Origin of the sequence: Haloferax prahovense (assembly GCF_000723845.1) — an archaeon.
Classification (GTDB): Archaea; Halobacteriota; Halobacteria; order Halobacteriales; family Haloferacaceae; genus Haloferax; species Haloferax prahovense.
This window is the reverse complement of the sequence record NZ_LK053000.1, coordinates 1,898,490-1,913,420: the sequence shown is the minus strand read 5'-3', so window position 1 is coordinate 1,913,420 and position 14,931 is coordinate 1,898,490. Positions and strand designations below refer to the sequence as shown.

The 14,931-nt window shown below is 69.5% G+C and carries 19 protein-coding genes; 12 read left to right on the top strand and 7 right to left on the bottom strand.

Annotation, left to right across the window (positions count from 1 at the left end):
- Positions 1-73: 73 nt before the first annotated feature.
- From BN984_RS09645 to BN984_RS09635, 3 genes are read left to right on the top strand one after another with little or no spacing between them, the layout of a single operon-like run.
- Complete coding sequence (locus BN984_RS09645) at positions 74-1,108, top strand: thiamine pyrophosphate-dependent dehydrogenase E1 component subunit alpha (protein WP_049913369.1); 1,035 nt, start codon at positions 74-76, stop codon at positions 1,106-1,108.
- Positions 1,105-2,115, top strand: a complete 1,011-nt coding sequence (locus BN984_RS09640; RefSeq protein WP_004044267.1) for an alpha-ketoacid dehydrogenase subunit beta — start codon at positions 1,105-1,107, stop codon at positions 2,113-2,115. Before BN984_RS09645 ends, BN984_RS09640 begins: the two co-directional genes overlap by 4 nt.
- Positions 2,116-3,126 (top strand): NAD(+)/NADH kinase, encoded by a 1,011-nt coding sequence (locus tag BN984_RS09635; RefSeq protein WP_008092022.1) that lies wholly within the window; start codon positions 2,116-2,118, stop codon positions 3,124-3,126.
- A gap of 7 nt (positions 3,127-3,133) precedes the next feature.
- Here the strand turns inward: BN984_RS09635 and BN984_RS09630 are convergent, their stop codons facing one another.
- On the bottom strand, positions 3,134-4,630 hold the full coding sequence (locus tag BN984_RS09630) for a 2-oxo acid dehydrogenase subunit E2 (RefSeq protein ID WP_049913368.1): 1,497 nt from the start codon (positions 4,628-4,630) through the stop codon (positions 3,134-3,136).
- Positions 4,631-4,720: 90 nt separating this feature from the next.
- Between BN984_RS09630 and BN984_RS09625 the strand changes: the two genes are divergently transcribed.
- Positions 4,721-5,644 (top strand): sulfide-dependent adenosine diphosphate thiazole synthase, encoded by a 924-nt coding sequence (locus BN984_RS09625; protein WP_008092018.1) that lies wholly within the window; start codon positions 4,721-4,723, stop codon positions 5,642-5,644.
- Positions 5,645-5,773: 129 nt separating this feature from the next.
- Here BN984_RS09625 and BN984_RS09620 read toward each other — a convergent pair whose 3' ends face one another.
- From BN984_RS09620 to BN984_RS09605, 4 genes are all read right to left on the bottom strand, one after another.
- Positions 5,774-6,481 carry a class I SAM-dependent methyltransferase gene (locus BN984_RS09620; RefSeq protein ID WP_049968115.1) on the bottom strand — a complete coding sequence of 236 codons (708 nt, stop codon included), beginning with the start codon at positions 6,479-6,481 and terminating at the stop codon, positions 5,774-5,776.
- A 10-nt stretch (positions 6,482-6,491) separates the two neighbouring features.
- Complete coding sequence (locus BN984_RS09615) at positions 6,492-7,391, bottom strand: thiamine-phosphate synthase family protein (RefSeq protein ID WP_049968114.1); 900 nt, start codon at positions 7,389-7,391, stop codon at positions 6,492-6,494.
- Entirely contained in the window at positions 7,388-7,975 is a 588-nt protein-coding gene (dcd, locus tag BN984_RS09610; protein WP_008092013.1) for a dCTP deaminase, read from the bottom strand. The genes BN984_RS09615 and dcd overlap by 4 nt, the downstream gene beginning before the upstream one ends.
- 95 nt (positions 7,976-8,070) lie before the next feature.
- Positions 8,071-8,811, bottom strand: a complete 741-nt coding sequence (locus BN984_RS09605; RefSeq protein ID WP_008092010.1) for a Yip1 family protein — start codon at positions 8,809-8,811, stop codon at positions 8,071-8,073.
- Positions 8,812-8,907: 96 nt separating this feature from the next.
- Here BN984_RS09605 and pth2 point away from each other — a divergent pair, with 96 nt between their 5' ends.
- Entirely contained in the window at positions 8,908-9,246 is a 339-nt protein-coding gene (gene pth2, locus BN984_RS09600) for a peptidyl-tRNA hydrolase Pth2 (protein WP_008092008.1), read from the top strand.
- Complete coding sequence (gene truD / locus BN984_RS09595; RefSeq protein ID WP_049968113.1) at positions 9,246-10,622, top strand: tRNA pseudouridine(13) synthase TruD; 1,377 nt, start codon at positions 9,246-9,248, stop codon at positions 10,620-10,622. Before pth2 ends, truD begins: the two co-directional genes overlap by 1 nt.
- Before the next feature lie 28 nt (positions 10,623-10,650).
- Here truD and BN984_RS09590 read toward each other — a convergent pair whose 3' ends face one another.
- Entirely contained in the window at positions 10,651-11,463 is an 813-nt protein-coding gene (locus BN984_RS09590) for a hypothetical protein (RefSeq protein ID WP_049968599.1), read from the bottom strand.
- 126 nt (positions 11,464-11,589) lie between these two features.
- Here BN984_RS09590 and BN984_RS09585 point away from each other — a divergent pair, with 126 nt between their 5' ends.
- Entirely contained in the window at positions 11,590-12,315 is a 726-nt protein-coding gene (locus BN984_RS09585; protein ID WP_008092002.1) for a DUF2103 domain-containing protein, read from the top strand.
- Between the two features lie 68 nt (positions 12,316-12,383).
- Here the strand turns inward: BN984_RS09585 and BN984_RS09580 are convergent, their stop codons facing one another.
- Positions 12,384-13,394, bottom strand: a complete 1,011-nt coding sequence (locus BN984_RS09580; RefSeq protein ID WP_049913367.1) for an NAD-dependent epimerase/dehydratase family protein — start codon at positions 13,392-13,394, stop codon at positions 12,384-12,386.
- Positions 13,395-13,496: 102 nt separating this feature from the next.
- On the opposite strand from BN984_RS09580, the gene BN984_RS09575 reads away from it, so the two are divergent.
- Genes BN984_RS09575 through BN984_RS09555 form a run of 5 tightly spaced genes read left to right on the top strand, consistent with a single transcriptional unit; the run spans position 13,497 to position 14,887 of the window.
- Positions 13,497-13,766: an eL43 family ribosomal protein gene (locus BN984_RS09575; RefSeq protein ID WP_004972948.1), complete on the top strand. Its 270-nt coding sequence runs from the start codon at positions 13,497-13,499 to the stop codon at positions 13,764-13,766.
- A gap of 33 nt (positions 13,767-13,799) precedes the next feature.
- Positions 13,800-13,934: a DNA-directed RNA polymerase subunit P gene (locus BN984_RS09570; protein ID WP_004044283.1), complete on the top strand. Its 135-nt coding sequence runs from the start codon at positions 13,800-13,802 to the stop codon at positions 13,932-13,934.
- A gap of 1 nt (position 13,935) precedes the next feature.
- Positions 13,936-14,205 (top strand): KEOPS complex subunit Pcc1, encoded by a 270-nt coding sequence (locus BN984_RS09565; RefSeq protein ID WP_008091987.1) that lies wholly within the window; start codon positions 13,936-13,938, stop codon positions 14,203-14,205.
- 43 nt (positions 14,206-14,248) lie between these two features.
- Entirely contained in the window at positions 14,249-14,632 is a 384-nt protein-coding gene (locus tag BN984_RS09560; RefSeq protein WP_004972952.1) for a prefoldin subunit beta, read from the top strand.
- On the top strand, positions 14,633-14,887 hold the full coding sequence (locus tag BN984_RS09555) for a DUF3194 domain-containing protein (RefSeq protein ID WP_004972953.1): 255 nt from the start codon (positions 14,633-14,635) through the stop codon (positions 14,885-14,887). It begins immediately after the preceding gene.
- Positions 14,888-14,931: the final 44 nt, after the last annotated feature.

Genomic DNA, 14,931 nt, shown 5'->3' with positions numbered 1-14,931 from the left:
TCCCACGACTAACCCGATGACTGTCAGTTTGAGAAAAAGTCATCATAGATTATGGCAATTGTTGGTACGTCACATGGTGGTACTAGACATTGAGACGGAGGATGGACAGCGCGAGGCGCTTCGCCGGATGCTCACGATACGGGCGTTCGACACGAAGGCGGCCGACCTATTCAGCGACGGCGAACTCCCCGGGTTCGTCCACCTCTACGTCGGTGAAGAAGCGGTCGGGGTCGGCGCGTGTTCGGCCCTCGAATCGGACGACTACATCACGAGCACCCACAGGGGACACGGCCACTGTATCGCCAAGGGACTCGACCCGGACCTGATGATGGCCGAACTGTTCGGGAAGGCCAACGGCTACTGTAACGGCAAAGGCGGGTCGATGCACATCGCGGACGTCGACGCGGGGATGCTCGGGGCGAACGGCATCGTCGGCGCGGGGCCGCCACTGGCGACAGGTGCCGCGCTCACGTCGCACCTGAAAGGAGAAGACACCGTCGCGCTGGCGTTTTTCGGCGACGGCGCGGTCGCACAGGGACAGGTCCACGAGGCCATCAACCTCGCGGCGACGTGGAGCCTCCCGGCGGTGTTCCTCGTCGAGAACAACCAGTACGGCGAGGCGACGCCCGTCGAGAAACAGCACAACGTCCAGAACCTCAGCGAGACCGCGGAGGCGTACAACATCCCCGGCTTCACCGTCGACGGGATGGACATCACCGCGGTCTACGAGGCCGTCAAGGAGGCGCGCAAGCGGGCCGCCGACGGCGAGGGACCGACGTTCATCGAGGCCGAGACGTATCGGTACCACGGCCACTTCGAGGGCGACCAACAGCCGTACCGGACCGAAGAAGACGTGGCGATTTGGAAGGACCGCGACGCCATCGAGTCGTTCAAGCGACGACTCGTGGACGCGGGGGCGATTACCGAAGCCGAGTTCGACGAGATGAAAGCCGAAATCCACCAGCAGATCGAAGACGCCGTGGGGAAGGCGAAGGAGGCGGCGTACCCGGACCCCAGCGAGGCGTACGAAGACATGTTCAACGCGGCCGTCCCGGAGATTAGCGACTTCTCCAGCGGGATGCGGGCCGACGGAGGTGAGAACCGATGAGCACCGAGACCAGCAGCGGAACCGGCCCGGACCAGACGAAGGAGATGACCATCCGCGAGGCGATTCGACTCGCCCTCCGCGAGGAACTCGAACGCGACGACGACGTGTTCGTCATGGGCGAGGACGTCGGCAAGTTCGGCGGCGTCTACGAGGTCACGGGCGACCTCGTCGAGCAGTTCGGCGAGACGCGCGTCCGCGACACGCCCATCAGCGAGGCCGGCTTCATGGGCGCGGCGGTCGGCGCGGCGGCGACCGGGACGCGGCCGGTCGTCGAAATCATGTTCTCGGACTTCATCGGCGTCTGCTCCGAGCAGATAATCAACCAGATGGCGAAGAACCGCTACATGTTCGGCGGTAAAACGGAGATGCCCGTCACCGTCAGAACGACCGAGGGCGGCGGGAGCGGCGCGGCCAGCCAGCACTCCGGGACGATTCACACGTGGTTTGCCCACTTCCCGGGCGTGATGGCCGTCGCGCCCGCGACGCCGGCGTCCGCAAAGGGCCTGTTGAAGTCGGCCATCCGGTCGGACGACCCAGTCATCGTCTTCGAGAACAAGCAGATATACGAACAGAAAGGCGAGGTACCGCTCGACGAGGACTTCACCATCCCAATCGGCACCGCGAGCGTCGAGCGCGAGGGCGAGGACGTGACCGTCGTCGCCACCCAACGCATGGTCGGCGAGTCGCTCGAACTCGCCGAGGAACTCGCGGGCCAGACGAGCGTCGAGGTCATCGACCTCCGGTCGCTCTACCCGATGGACACCGACACGCTGGTCGAGAGCGTCGGAAAGACCGGCCGCCTCGTCATCGCCGACGAGAGCCCGCTGTCGTACGGAACTCACGCCGAGGTGGCGACGCGCGTCATGGAAAACGCGTTCTACAGCCTCGACGCCCCCATCCAGCGGGTCGGCGTCGCCGACGTTCACATCCCCTTCAGCCCCGCGCTCGAAGAGGAAGTGCTCCCCAGCGGCTCCGACGTGGAGGCCGCAATCAACCGCATCGTGTAAGTGACGACCACTATCGGGCTCGTCGTCAACCCCGCCGCGGGCCGCGACATCCGCAGACTCACCGGCGGCGCGAGCGTCAGTAACAACTACGCGAAACGCCGCACCGCGGGCTGCGTCCTCGCGGGACTGACGCTCGTCGACGACGTGGAGGTGCTCGTCATGCCCGACAGCACGGGGCTCGCCGACCGCATCGTCGACGACGCGCCCGACGACCTCGGCGTCGAGTTCGTGGACATGACGGTCACCGCGTCGGGACGGGACAGCCGAGCGGCCGCGGCCCACTTCGCGGACCACGCCGACGCCGTCGTCGTCCTCGGCGGCGACGGCACGACGCGAGACGTGGCCCAGACCATCGGCGACGTGCCGGTCGTGAGCATCTCGACGGGGACGAACAACGTCGTCCCGACGCCCGTCGACGGCACCGTTGCGGGCGCGGCCGCCGGCCTCGTCGGAAGCGGGGCCGTCCCCACCGCGGAGGCGACGACGCGCCACGGAACCATCGAGGTCGACGTCGTCCGGTCTGAAGAGACGACGGTCATCCGCGGACTCGCGACCGTCGGCGTGCTCGACCGACCCTTCGTCGGTACACGGGCGATTCTCGACCCGAGCGACATCGTCGGCGGCGTCGTCTCGCGCTCGTCGCCCGCGGAAATCGGGCTCTCGGGCATCGCCGGCGGCCTCGTTACGCACCGACCGGACGACCCCGGCGGCGTCGGCTTCCGACTGGCCCGTGCGGGCGAGAACGAAGCGACCGCCCCAACGACGGTCAGGGCGATTACCGTCCCCGGAACCCTCTCGACGGTCGACGTGGCCGAACACCGCGTCCTCGACGACCGTGAGGACTACGCGTTCGAGGTGGACCGCGGGGTCATAAGCGTCGACGGCGAGCGAGAACACGAGGTTCGGGACGGGACCGTCCGCCTCCGGCCGGTGAGCGACGGCCCGCGACTGGTCGACGTCGAGTCGGTCCTCGAACGGGCTGCCGACGAGGGACGCTTCAGGCTCGGGTGAGCCTCTTTCACCGCCCGCCGGCGGCGATGACGAGCGACCACGGGTTCTCGACGTGTTCGACGAGCGTGCCGAGCATGCGGGCGGCGTCCGCCCCGTCGACGATGCGGTGGTCGAACGACAGCGAAAAGGAGATGACCCGCCGGACGGTCACGTCGCCGTCGTCGGTCGGCACGGCCTCCCGGCGAATCGTGTTGACGCCGAGGATGGCGACCTGCGGCGGGTTGATGACCGGGTCGAACGACTCGACGCCGAGGACGCCGAGGTTCGAGACGGTGAACGTGCCCCCGGAGAGGTCGTCCATCGTGAAGTCACCCGACAGCGCCCGCTGGGTGACCTCGGCGCGAGTCTCGGCGAGTTCGGCGAGCGACAGCGAGGCCACGTCGCGGACGACCGGTGCGATGAGTCCCTCGTCGATGTCGACCGCGACGCAGACGTTGTGTTCCCCGTGGAGCCTGTGGACGCCGTCCTCGAAGGTCGCGTTGAACGCGGGGTGTTCGTCGAGCGACGCCGAGAGCGCGAGCAGCAGCACGTCCGTTATCGACACGTCCACGCCGAGGGCGTCGTCGGCGGCGTTCGCCGCGGCGAGCAGTTCCTCCGCGTCGGCGCGCCGGTCGACCGTGACGTGGACCGCCTCGCGGTAGCTCTCGCCGAGGCGGTCGGCGATGGTGCGGCGCATCCCCGACAGCGGCCGCTCCGTCTCGACCGGTTCGCTCGCGGCGGTCGCGTCGGTCGCGTCGTCGCCGGCGGCCGCGGAGTCGGTTGCCGCCGCGCTCGCGCCGCCCGCCGCCCGCACGTCGGACTCGGTGATGCGGCCGTTCTGTCCCGTGCCTTCGACCGCTGCGATGTCGACGCCGAGTTCGCGGGCGAGGCGACGGGCGCTCGGCGGGGCGAACACGCGCTTTTCGGCCGCCGCGACCGTCGCTCCGGCGTCGTCGGTCTCGGCGGGCGTCGCGGAGTCCGCGGCGGCCTCCACATCGCTCTCGGTGATTGCCCCCTGCGGACCGGTGCCCTCGACGGCCGTGAGGTCGACACCGAGGTCGTCCGCGAGTCGCTTCGCACGCGGCGACGCGCGGACCTCGCCGTTCCCCGACGCCCCGTCCGACCCGCTCGACCCTTGCTTCGTGACCGACGAGGCGTCGCCGGTCGCCGCCGCCGTCTCAGTCGTCTCGGTCGCGCCCGAGTCCGCCACCGCGTCGTCGGTCCCGGCGGATTCGTCGCCGCCCTCACCGACGCCCGCGTCCGCCTCCAACTGGGAGATGTCCTCGTCCGCGCCGGCGACGATGGCTAACGCGCCGCCGGGCGCTGTCGACTCGCCCTCAGCGAGAACGACACGCCGCAGGACGCCGTCTTCCTTGGCGTCAATCTCCGCCGTCGTCTTCTCCGACTCGATTTCGGCGATTGGCTCGCCCTCGGTGACCTCGTCGCCCTCCGAGACGAGCCACGCCGAGAGCTCGCCTGACTTCATCTCCAACCCCAGTTTGGGCATCTTGACTACGTACGCCATGGTAGTGACATACACAATAGAACATGATATACCTAGGTCGCCGCGGCCGCAGTCAACAGCTTTTACTACTAGGTGGTATCACTAGGTGATATGTCGTTCGACGGATTCACCGACGCGACAGAAGCACAGGTCACACGCGCGATTTCGGACTCGTGGATGGAGGAGTTCCGCGAGCGCACGGACACCGAAGTCATCGTCGTGGGCGGCGGGCCCTCCGGGCTCGTCGCGGCCAAGGAACTCGCCGAGCGCGGCGTCGACGTGACCATCGTGGAGAAGAACAACTACCTCGGCGGCGGCTTCTGGCTGGGCGGCTTCCTCATGAACAAGGTGACCGTCCGCGACCCGGCCCAGCGCGTCCTCGACGAGCTCGGCGTCCCCTACGAGGAGAGCGACGAGGCCGAGGGGCTGTACGTCGCCGACGGCCCGCACGCCTGTTCCGCACTCATCAAGGCCGCCTGCGACGCCGGCGCGAAAATCCAGAACATGACGGAGTTCACCGACGTCGTCCTCCGCGAGGAAGACCGCGTCGGCGGCATCGTCATGAACTGGACGCCGGTCCACGCGCTCCCGCGGGAACTCACCTGCGTCGACCCCATCGCGGTCGAGTCCGACCTCGTGCTCGACGCGACGGGCCACGACGCGGTCGTCCTCTCGAAGCTCTCCGAGCGCGGCGTCCTCGACGTGAACGGCATCGAACACGCCAAGGAACACAACACGGGCATGGACAAGACCGCCGACGGCGAGTACGGCGCGCCCGGCCACGACTCGCCCGGCCACGACTCGATGTGGGTCTCCGAGAGCGAAGACAGCATCGTCGACGCGACGGGTGTCGTCCACCCCGGCGTCGTCGCCTCCGGCATGGCCGTCGCCACCGCCCACCACCTGCCGCGTATGGGGCCGACCTTCGGTGCCATGCTGCTGTCCGGCCGACAGGCGGCGCAGTCCTGTCTCGACGAACTCGGCCGCGACGCGCCCGAAGTGAGCATCTCCGGGCCCGCTCCGGCCGACGACTGACCGTCTCCCGACGGTCCGATTGTCGGTTCCCCCGACGCCTCTGACACTTGTTTCGGGTCGCTCCCGACCCGTTTTCGACGTATCGCAGACTCCCCGAAAGTGACGACAGCGCGGCGCTCGGAACGCTTCTCACTCCACGACGCCCGCACGAACCCGCGCGAAGCCGAGGGCGTGGGTCGTCTCGTGAGTCACCCGACACCGCGATTCGAGCGCCCGATGGGCCGCGACGAGCCGCCGATTCAGCAGCTTCGTCGGCGAGGCGCGCATGGTGCGCGACCCCGGCGGCGCGGTGGCGCGGACGAGCGCCCGAAACACCGGGTTGAGCGGCCGCCAGCGCGGGTCGGTCGTCTCCGCGAGGTCCACGAGACAGAGTCGCCCGCCGGAGCCGACGAGGTCCGCCCACGACGAGACGACGGCCGCGGAGTCGTCGAACATCCCCGAGACGAAGGTGGCGAGGAGAGCGTCCGGGGCGTGGGGGACGCCGGCGGCGTCGGTCGGTCGAATCGGCGGGCGGGTCGCGTCGGCGCGGACGAGGTGGACCTGCGGGAACTCGCGGGTCCGCTCGCGGGCCACGTCGAGGACGCCGGGGGAGAAATCGACGCCGACGACAGTTCCCTCGGGACCGACGCGCTCGGCGAGGTACGGGAGGTTCGCGCCCGTCCCGCAGCCCATCTCGACGACCGTCTCGCCGGGGTCGAGCGCGAGCGCGTCGGCGGCTTCGGTTCTGACGCTCCCGACGCCGGGCGCGCGGCGGGCGAGCGCGTCGTACAGCGTCGCCCAGCGGGTGTAGAACGACTGGGCGACCGACGACGGGGAACGGGACTGTTCGGCTGTCATGGGACGGACCTCAGAGCAGGACGCGGACCACGTCGGCGACGGCGGGCGCGTCGGGGCCGAGGATGTACGTGATGGGTTCGATGCCGTAGCCGCCGCTCTGGTAGACGACGAACGTCTCCGGCAGGTCGCGGCCGGTGAGGTGTTCGCGGACCGGGTCGGTCGGCGCGTCCGGGTCGAACTCGATGCACTCGTAGCCCGCGGCTTCGAGGTCCTCGATGACGCCCGCGTCGTAGACGATGTTGAGCGCGGCGTTCACGTCGGCACCGGCGGCGCGAGCCGAAAGCAGGACGCCCGCGACGTGGCCGCTGACGCCGAACTCGGGTTCGCCGGGGACGGTCGCCTGCCCCTTCACGTCGAAGATGCGGCCGGGGATGGCGGCCACGTCGTCGACGCTGTCGGCGTCCGGGAGCGACTCCACGAGGTTGGAGCCGACGTTCGGGATGAGCCCCGCGAAGCCGGAGGTGTTCGTGAGCATGCGGAGGCCGCGGCGGACCGACGAGCGGACCTGCTCGACGGTTCGGAGGCGACCCTCGGGGTCGTGGATGCTCCGGAAGCCGTCGTGGGAGGCGAGTTCGGGCATCTCCGCTTCGTGGAGATCGGACAGGAGGTCGCCCTCTTCGAGTTGACGGATGAGGACCTCGGCCTCGACGAGCGCCTGCACGGGCGTCATGTCGCCGGTGGCGAGGCCGTCGCCGACGCGGGAGACGAGGTCGACGACGCGGGGGTCGGTGGCGACCCGCTCGTTCGTGGCGACCTCGCCGTGGGCGTACTTCGAGACGGCGCTCTGGCTGATGCCGAGCGCCTCGGCGACCTCCGACTGGGTGAACCCGCGGTCGCGGAGGTCCTCCGCGAGGAGCGCGCGGAACGTCGGGAGGAACGCGTCCACGACGATTTCTTCGATGAACTTCATTCGTCGCCACCGAACTCGGGGTCCGAGCTGAGCCGCGACGCCTGCGGCCCGCGCTGGCCCTGATACTTCGAGCCGCGTTCGACCCCGTAGGGGCGGTCGGCGGGCGACTTCATCTCCGTGAACACGAGCTGTGAGATGCGCATCCCGGGTGTGAGCGCGACCGGCGCGGTGCCGAGGTTCGACAGTTCGAGCGTGATTTGGCCCTCGTAGCCGGGGTCGACGATGCCGGCGGTCGCGTGGATGACGACCGCGAGGCGACCGAGGGAAGAGCGCCCCTCGACGGTCGCCAGCAGGTCGTCCGGAATCGCCACGCGCTCTTTGGTCGTGCCGAGGACGAAGTCACCGGGGTGGAGGATGAAGTCGTCGCCCTCCGGGACGTGCGTTTCGCGGACGTACTCAGAGACTTCGTGCTCTCGGTTCGGGTGGATACAGGAGATGTTCGTGCGCTGGAACTCCAGGAATTCGGTGCCGAGGCGGAGGTCGACGCTCGCGGGCTGGACCTGCATGTCCACGTCGTCTATCGGGTCGACCACGAGGTCACCCTCGGCGAGGCGCGAAAGGATGTCCGAGTCGGAGAGTATCATACTCGAAGGGAGCGCGTCGCGGACAAGTAAATCCACCTTTCGACGGGAGACACCGCCGCGTCTCGGCGCGGAGGCGACACCCCGCTCGGCGCGGCTCAGACGAGTTCGAACAGGAGGCCGACGAGGCTCAGGCCGACAGTGACGACCGCGGCCGACTCGACGTCAAGGTCGCGGGCGCGGGCCATCCCGTAGGTCCGGACGTACGTCGCCCACGCGACCGTGACGACCACGACGACCCCGCTGACGAGGCCGAACCCGGACAGCGCGGACTGCATCGCGGTGACCGCGGCCTCGGGAGTCGACGGGAGGTCGATTCGCGGGAGGGCGTAGGCGAGGTAGCCGGCGAGCGCGACGGCGCGGGCCGCGCTCGGGACCATGCCCCACGCGGCGACCGTCAGGGACTCGGCGAAGCCGCCCTCGCCGCCGACGAGCGACGTTCCGAGGTGGAGCATCGCCCCCTCGAAGAGCCAGAACAGCGGCACGCCGACGAGCATCGCCCACGGGACCCACGAGATTTCGTCCCAGACGAGGTCGCCGAGGCGCTCGTCGAGCTGTTCGGGGACCGAGGAGTCACAGCCCGCCGGCGCGTCCATGTCGGCGAACGGACCGCCCGCTTCGTAGTTTTCGCACATCCACTCGGGGGCGTGCGCGGGATTGTCGACGCTGACCTGCTGGTCGAGCTGTTGGGTGAACGTGACGAGGATGCCGCCGGTGGCGGCCGCGACGACGAGCGTCACGAGCGCGACGACGGCGAGCGCCCGCTTGGTGCCGAGCGGTCGCGTCCGCGACGCGAAGTACTCGCGCGGCTTGAGGAGGGGCGTTCGGGGACCTGCCATCAGTCGAACCACGGAGATGTCGGTGAAATGTCTTCTGCCCCGCACGCGACGCCCGCGATGGGAGGACATTTACCGCGTCGGCGGGGAGTAGCGGGCATGAAACAGGCCATCGTCGCACGCGCCGACCTCGGCATGGGCCGGGGGAAGCTCGCCGCGCAGGTCGCCCACGCCTCGCTGTCCGCCTACGAGGACACCGACTCGCAGACCCGGAAGCGCTGGAAGGGCGAGGGACAGAAGAAAGTCGTCCTCAAGGCCAACGGCGAGTCCGAACTGTTCCAACTCGCCGACAAGGCCGAGCGGGCGGGCATCCCCCACGCCATCATCCGCGACGCGGGGCACACGCAGCTCGACCCCGGCACGGTGACGGCGCTGGCGGTCGGCCCCGCCGACGACGAATCGGTCGACCGCGTGACCGGCGACCTCTCGCTGTACTGATGCGCGAGGCACACCCGCTGGAGCGCGCGGTCGGCATCGACAGCTACGTGAGCGACGCCGACGGCGTCGGCGGCCGCCTTCGCGTCGCTCCCGAGGACTTCCGCGTGCGCGAACTCGAACTCGACTCGCTGAACGTCCGCCCACCGGACGCGCCGACCGGCGACTTCCCGAACCTCGTGCTCCGCGTCACTCTCCGCGGCTGGGACACCAATGACTTCGCGGGGCGGCTCTCGGACGAACTCGACGCGAGTAGAGAGCGCGTCTCGTGGGCCGGCACGAAGGACAAACACGCCGTGACGACCCAACTGTTCACCGTCAACGGCGGCGACGCCGACGACGTGCCCGAGATTCCGAACGCCGACATCGAGGTCGTCGGCCGCCTCGGCCGCACGCTGAACTTCGGCGACCTCGCGGGCAACGGCTTCCGCATCCGCGTCCGCGACCCCGAACACCCCGAAAACGCCGCGGCCGTCACCGACGCTCTCGCCGAGTTCGGCGGCCGCGACGAGCGCGTCGGCGTCCCGAACTTCTTCGGCCACCAGCGGTTCGGCAGCATCCGCCCCATCACCCACAAAGTCGGCCTGCACGTCGTTCGCGGCGAGTGGCGGGAGGCCGTGTTGGCGTACTGCGGCGGACCGACCGAAGACGAACCCGAGGAAACACAGGCGGGCCGCGCCGTCGTCGACGAGGAAGCCGCGTCGGCCGACCCCGACTGGCACCGCGCGCTCGACCGGATTCCGGGCTACCTCGGCTACGAGCGCGGCATGCTCCACCGACTCGCCGAGGACGGCGCGGAGACCGACGAGGACTGGCGCAACGCGCTCGAATCGGTCCCGTCGAACCTCCAGCGATTGTTCGTCAACGCCGCGCAGTCCTACGCGTTCAACCGGATGCTCTCGGAGCGCCTCGACCGCGGCCTCCCGTTCGACGAACCCGTCGAGGGCGACGTGGTCTGCTTCGCCGACCGCGACGCGCCCGAGGGGCTGGAGCTCCCCGACGTGAGCCGGCTCCAGACCGCGACGGGCCGCCGCGTCGAGGTCATGGGCCGACACATCGAACGCGGCCGCGCGTTCGTCACGGCCCCGCTCGTCGGCACCGACACCGAACTCGCCGAGGGCGAACAGGGCGACATCGAGCGGGCCGTCCTCGACGACCTCGACCTCGAACCGGGCGACTTCGACCTCCCGGGCAACTTCCGGTCGACCGGGACGCGCCGGGCGATTCTCGTCCGCACCGACCTCGACGTGGACCGCGAGGGCGGCGACGGCGATGGCGACGCTGGCGACGACCTCGTCTTCGACTTCGCGCTCCCCCACGGCTCGTACGCGACGGCCGTGATGCGCGAGTACCTGAAGGCCGGCCCGCTCGACCTCTGAAACGGAAATCGAGACGCGAACCTCGAAGCTACTGTTTTGCGGCGCTCGCGGCGGGGGTCGTATCTGTCCGTCGCTCGGCGTCCGCGGTGCGCGTGGTCGCGTAGCCGATCGCAGCGAACGGAAGCGAAAAGAGCGTCGCGGTGACCGCGAATCCGACCGCGAGGCCGACGGTCTCCAACCGGAAGCCGGCAGCCTCCGCGGCCGGCGGGAAGTACGACCACGCGGGGATTGCGAACGCGAGCGCCGAGACCGTCGCGCCGAGGCGGAACCGGCCGCGGGCGCTGGCGACGCCGAGCGCGTAGCCGACCGCCAGCGGGAGCGCCAGCGTCGCGGTTCGGGCCACCGAGGGGCCGGCGACGAGCGACGCGACGACACCGCCGAGCGCCACGGGGGCCATCGCGTACAGCGACCCGGTGACGACGCCCTCGGCGTTCGAGCGACCGGCGAAGACGGCACCGCCGGCGGCGAGGAGTGCGACGCCCGCGCCGGCGACGACGACGGGTCTGTCGCGGGCGAAGACGACGACGAGCGGGACGGCCGCGGAGGCGACGAGCGCGAACGCGAGTTCGGCGGTCGTCCGCGTGTCCGAGGGGTCGCGGTGGGCGACGAACGCGCGGAAGCTCCCGGCGGCGACCCACGCGAGAACGGCGAAGAGCGCCGTCGAGAGGGGCGCCGCCCGGCGGAGGTACGAGGCGACAGCGAGACCCGTGTCGAGCGCCGACTGGCCCAGTTGCGTGGCGAGGCGGACGGTCGTCTCGGGGTCGAGCGCGAGCGCGACCAGTCCGACGAAACCGGCGAGCGCGAGCGGCGACAGCGACGCGAGAAGGGCGCGGCGGCGCATACGGAGTGGACTCTCGGACACGGGGACGAATATGTTTCGCTGGGCGAACCGCGCGCCGGGGACCGCGGCGCGGCCGCCCCGACCCGCATAAACGGCCTTTTGTACGCGCACGCCCGACACGTCGATATGCACTGTCGGCGGTGTGGAAACCCGTTAGAGAAGCCGGGAGACTACTGTCTCACCTGCAATACCGCCAACTGCGACGCCGTCGTGGCCGTCTTCGAGGCCGACCGCGCGACGCTGACGTTTCTCGACGAGGAAGACGTAGTCGGCGAGACGACGGTCACGACGATTCCCGAGTCGGACGACGAGACGAAGGTCGTCCAACTCCGCAACTTCGCCGGCCTCGTCGCCGACGAGATTCGGCGCAAGCGCCCCGGGACCGTGTACGCCGCGGGCGAGCGCGACCCGCTCCGCGAGACGCGCGCCCAACTCCACCACGAGTTCTACCGCGTCTCCGACGACGACCCGGTCCGGCGCGTCCTCGACACCCGCGGCGAGCGGACGCTGGAGGTCGTCGACATCCCGCCCGCGGAGAAGTTGGGCGGGAGCCACAGCACGCTCATCGGCGGGCGACGGGGTCGCCGGGCAATCGGCGTCGTCGCCGGCCACCCGCACGTCAAGAAGGTCATTCCGGGCCCCATCGACGCCGGGGGCACCGGGTCGCGGACGGGGCTCCGGGCAAAGGTCACCCGCGCCGACGACAACGGCAACGTCAGACTCCTCCTGCGAGACGGGTCGAGCGTCCAGGAGAACCGCATCGTCACGACGGCGATGAACCGCGAGACGGGCGAGCGCGTCCGCGACGACCTGAACGAGGCGCTGCGAGAAGACGAGTTACAAGACACGTAGCGGAGGAAAACACGCCGAGTCGGCGTCGGCGTCGGCGTCGGCGTCGGAGTCGGAGTCGAGTGGCCGACTCAGGCCGACTCGGCGGTCCCCTCCGAAACCGTCTCGATGTGAATCGGCTCGGCTTCGGCCGCTGTTTCTTCCCGTTGCGTTTCGTACCACGCGACCGTCTCGGCGATGGCGTCTTGCAGCGGCGTCGCCTCGACGGCGTCGCCGAACGTCTCGCGGAACTTCGCGTCACGGACGACGTACGGCTCCTCGAAGGCGTAGCGCATCTCCGAGAGTTCCTTCAGCGGCGCGCTCAGGTAGCCGCCGAGGGTCAGTGCGAGCCCCGGCGCGGCGATGATGTGCGGAAAGCCCGGGTCGACGTCGGCGGCCTCGTAGACGAGGTCGACGAAGCGGCGCGTCGAAACCGTCTCGGGGTTTGGGACGTGCCAGACCTCGCCGAGGGCCTCGTCGCGCTCGCCGAGGAGGACGAGCGCCCGCGCGAAGTCAGGGACGTAGGTGTAGGTGTGGGCGAGTCGCGGGTCGCCGAACACCTTCGCGCGCTTACCCGCGACGGCGGCCCCGAACACCTGCTCGCCGACGGCCGACTCGCGGACGCGCGGGCCGAAGAAATCGCTGGCGCGGCCGATGGTGGCCTCGATGCGACCCGCCTCGTGGGCGTCGAGGACGATATCGGCGCACTCGGCTCTGGTCTGGCCCTTCGGGCCGGTGGCGGCGTACGGGAGGTCCTCGGTGAGACGGGCCTGCACCGGGCCGTACATGTAGAGATTCTCGGCGACGACGAGACGCGCGCCGGCGGCTTCGACGCCCGCGACGATGCCGCGGGTGAGGTCGGGAAACAGTTCGGGCCACTCGTCGTACGGCGGTTGAGCGCAGTGGTAGACGACATCCGCACCCGCGAACGCGGCGACGGCGCGGTCGGGGTAGAGCACGTCGGCGAGGCGGCTCTCGACGCCCTCGGGGAGGAAGTCGGGTTCGTGGCGCGTCACCGCGGCCACGTCCGCCCCGCGCTCCCTGAGCTGTTCCATCACCGCGAGTCCGACCGGGCCGGCACCAACCACCACGTGTTGTGTCATGGTCTCCCGTACGCGCGCCGGCGACAAAGCGGTGTCTAGGCCCGTCACATGCCGAGACGACTCGTAGGGTTTATCCATACCGGCGAGGTAGTTCGCGGTACTATGGCCGACAAGAAGGCTCGATCCGTCGGTAGTTCCGGGCGCTTCGGCGCGCGGTACGGCCGCGTCGCTCGACGCCGCGTCAAGGAAATCGAAGCAGAGATGCGCAACTCCAAAGTCGACGGCGACGACGTCACCCGCGTCGGAACCGGCATCTGGAAGAACGAAGAGACCGGTGAGGTCTTCACCGGCGGTACCTACCGCCCGCAGACCCCCGCAGGCAAGCAGGTTCGCCGTTCCATCCGCGCCGCGCTCACCGGCGAGGACGAATAACTCCCAAGTAGCCTCGACTCTTCACATCTCACAATGAGCTACAAGTGTTCCCGGTGCAAGCGCGATGTCGAACTGGACGAGTTCGGTGGCGTCCGCTGTCCGTACTGCGGGCACCGCGTCCTGCTGAAGGAGCGGTCCCCCAACGTCAAAGAAGTCGCCGTCGAGTAGCGTGCGTCCAGCGCACAGCGCTTCGCTCGAATTCGACTATTCTGAGGAGCGGCGCGCACGCGTCGTCGAGCGGAGCGTCGCCGTCGAGGAAGGCGAGATAGACGACGCCCGGTCCGGTGCCCGCGTCGACCGCGAGGGACGGACCGTCGTCGTCACCGTCGAGGCCGACGACCTCGTCGCGCTCCGCGCGGGCGTGAACTCGTGGATACGCCTCGTCGAGACCGCAGAGCGCGTCGCGGACGTCGGCGAGCCACTGTCCGGGTCCGCGTAGGAGACCGCGGGTGTTTTAGGGCCGGCGTCCCGTCGGTTCGGGTATGCAGGGAAGTCTGCCGCCGGAAGCCCAAGAGAAGCTCGAAGAACTGCAGAACCTTCAGGAGACCGCCCAGAACGTCTCCGAGCAGAAGCAGTCCTCCGAGACCGCGCTCAACGAAGCACAGACGGCGCTCACCACGCTCGAGGAAATCGACGCTGACTCCAAGATGTACCGCGAGGTCGGCGAACTCCTCATCGAGACCGACTACGAAGCAGCCAAGGACGACCTCGAAGAGAAGGTCGAGAGCCTCGAAGTGCGCGTCGAACAGCTCACGAAGCAGGAGACGCGCGTGCAGGAGAAGTTCGAGAGCCTGCAGGAAGAACTCCAGCAGATGCTCCAGGGCGGCGCGGGCGGCGCGGGTCCGATGGGCCCCGGCGGCGCGTAAATGCCACAGCCGACGGACGAAGAAGTGGTCCAGACCGCCGCGGAGGCGGCTGAGGGCCTCATCTTCGCCCGCTTCAAGCAGTCTCGCGTCAAGGACTTCGACGTCACCGTGACGTTCGAAGACGGCGTCCTCGACGTTGACGTGTACGTCAACGCGCCCGACGACGCCGACGACGCGGAAGCCGTCGCCGAGGAGGCGGCGCTGACGGCGCAGGAGGCCGTGGACGAACTGTTCGCGGCCGCCGACGAAGAGTAAGGGACGTTCTCGCGGGCACCCCCCGCACTCGCTTTCTCCCGGTG

Bases quoted from the DNA above. Each gene is read 5' to 3' on its own strand.
- BN984_RS09645 (WP_049913369.1), top strand. From the start codon at position 74: ATGGTGGTACTAGACATTGAGACGGAGGATGGACAGCGCGAGGCGCTT.
- BN984_RS09640 (WP_004044267.1), top strand. From the start codon at position 1,105: ATGAGCACCGAGACCAGCAGCGGAACCGGCCCGGACCAGACGAAGGAG.
- BN984_RS09630 (WP_049913368.1), bottom strand. From the start codon at position 4,630: ATGGCGTACGTAGTCAAGATGCCCAAACTGGGGTTGGAGATGAAGTCA.
- BN984_RS09625 (WP_008092018.1), top strand. From the start codon at position 4,721: ATGTCGTTCGACGGATTCACCGACGCGACAGAAGCACAGGTCACACGC.
- BN984_RS09620 (WP_049968115.1), bottom strand. From the start codon at position 6,481: ATGACAGCCGAACAGTCCCGTTCCCCGTCGTCGGTCGCCCAGTCGTTC.
- BN984_RS09615 (WP_049968114.1), bottom strand. From the start codon at position 7,391: ATGAAGTTCATCGAAGAAATCGTCGTGGACGCGTTCCTCCCGACGTTC.
- dcd (WP_008092013.1), bottom strand. From the start codon at position 7,975: ATGATACTCTCCGACTCGGACATCCTTTCGCGCCTCGCCGAGGGTGAC.
- BN984_RS09605 (WP_008092010.1), bottom strand. From the start codon at position 8,811: ATGGCAGGTCCCCGAACGCCCCTCCTCAAGCCGCGCGAGTACTTCGCG.
- pth2 (WP_008092008.1), top strand. From the start codon at position 8,908: ATGAAACAGGCCATCGTCGCACGCGCCGACCTCGGCATGGGCCGGGGG.
- truD (WP_049968113.1), top strand. From the start codon at position 9,246: ATGCGCGAGGCACACCCGCTGGAGCGCGCGGTCGGCATCGACAGCTAC.
- BN984_RS09590 (WP_049968599.1), bottom strand. From the start codon at position 11,463: ATGCGCCGCCGCGCCCTTCTCGCGTCGCTGTCGCCGCTCGCGCTCGCC.
- BN984_RS09585 (WP_008092002.1), top strand. From the start codon at position 11,590: ATGCACTGTCGGCGGTGTGGAAACCCGTTAGAGAAGCCGGGAGACTAC.
- BN984_RS09580 (WP_049913367.1), bottom strand. From the start codon at position 13,394: ATGACACAACACGTGGTGGTTGGTGCCGGCCCGGTCGGACTCGCGGTG.
- BN984_RS09575 (WP_004972948.1), top strand. From the start codon at position 13,497: ATGGCCGACAAGAAGGCTCGATCCGTCGGTAGTTCCGGGCGCTTCGGC.
- BN984_RS09570 (WP_004044283.1), top strand. From the start codon at position 13,800: ATGAGCTACAAGTGTTCCCGGTGCAAGCGCGATGTCGAACTGGACGAG.
- BN984_RS09560 (WP_004972952.1), top strand. From the start codon at position 14,249: ATGCAGGGAAGTCTGCCGCCGGAAGCCCAAGAGAAGCTCGAAGAACTG.
- BN984_RS09555 (WP_004972953.1), top strand. From the start codon at position 14,633: ATGCCACAGCCGACGGACGAAGAAGTGGTCCAGACCGCCGCGGAGGCG.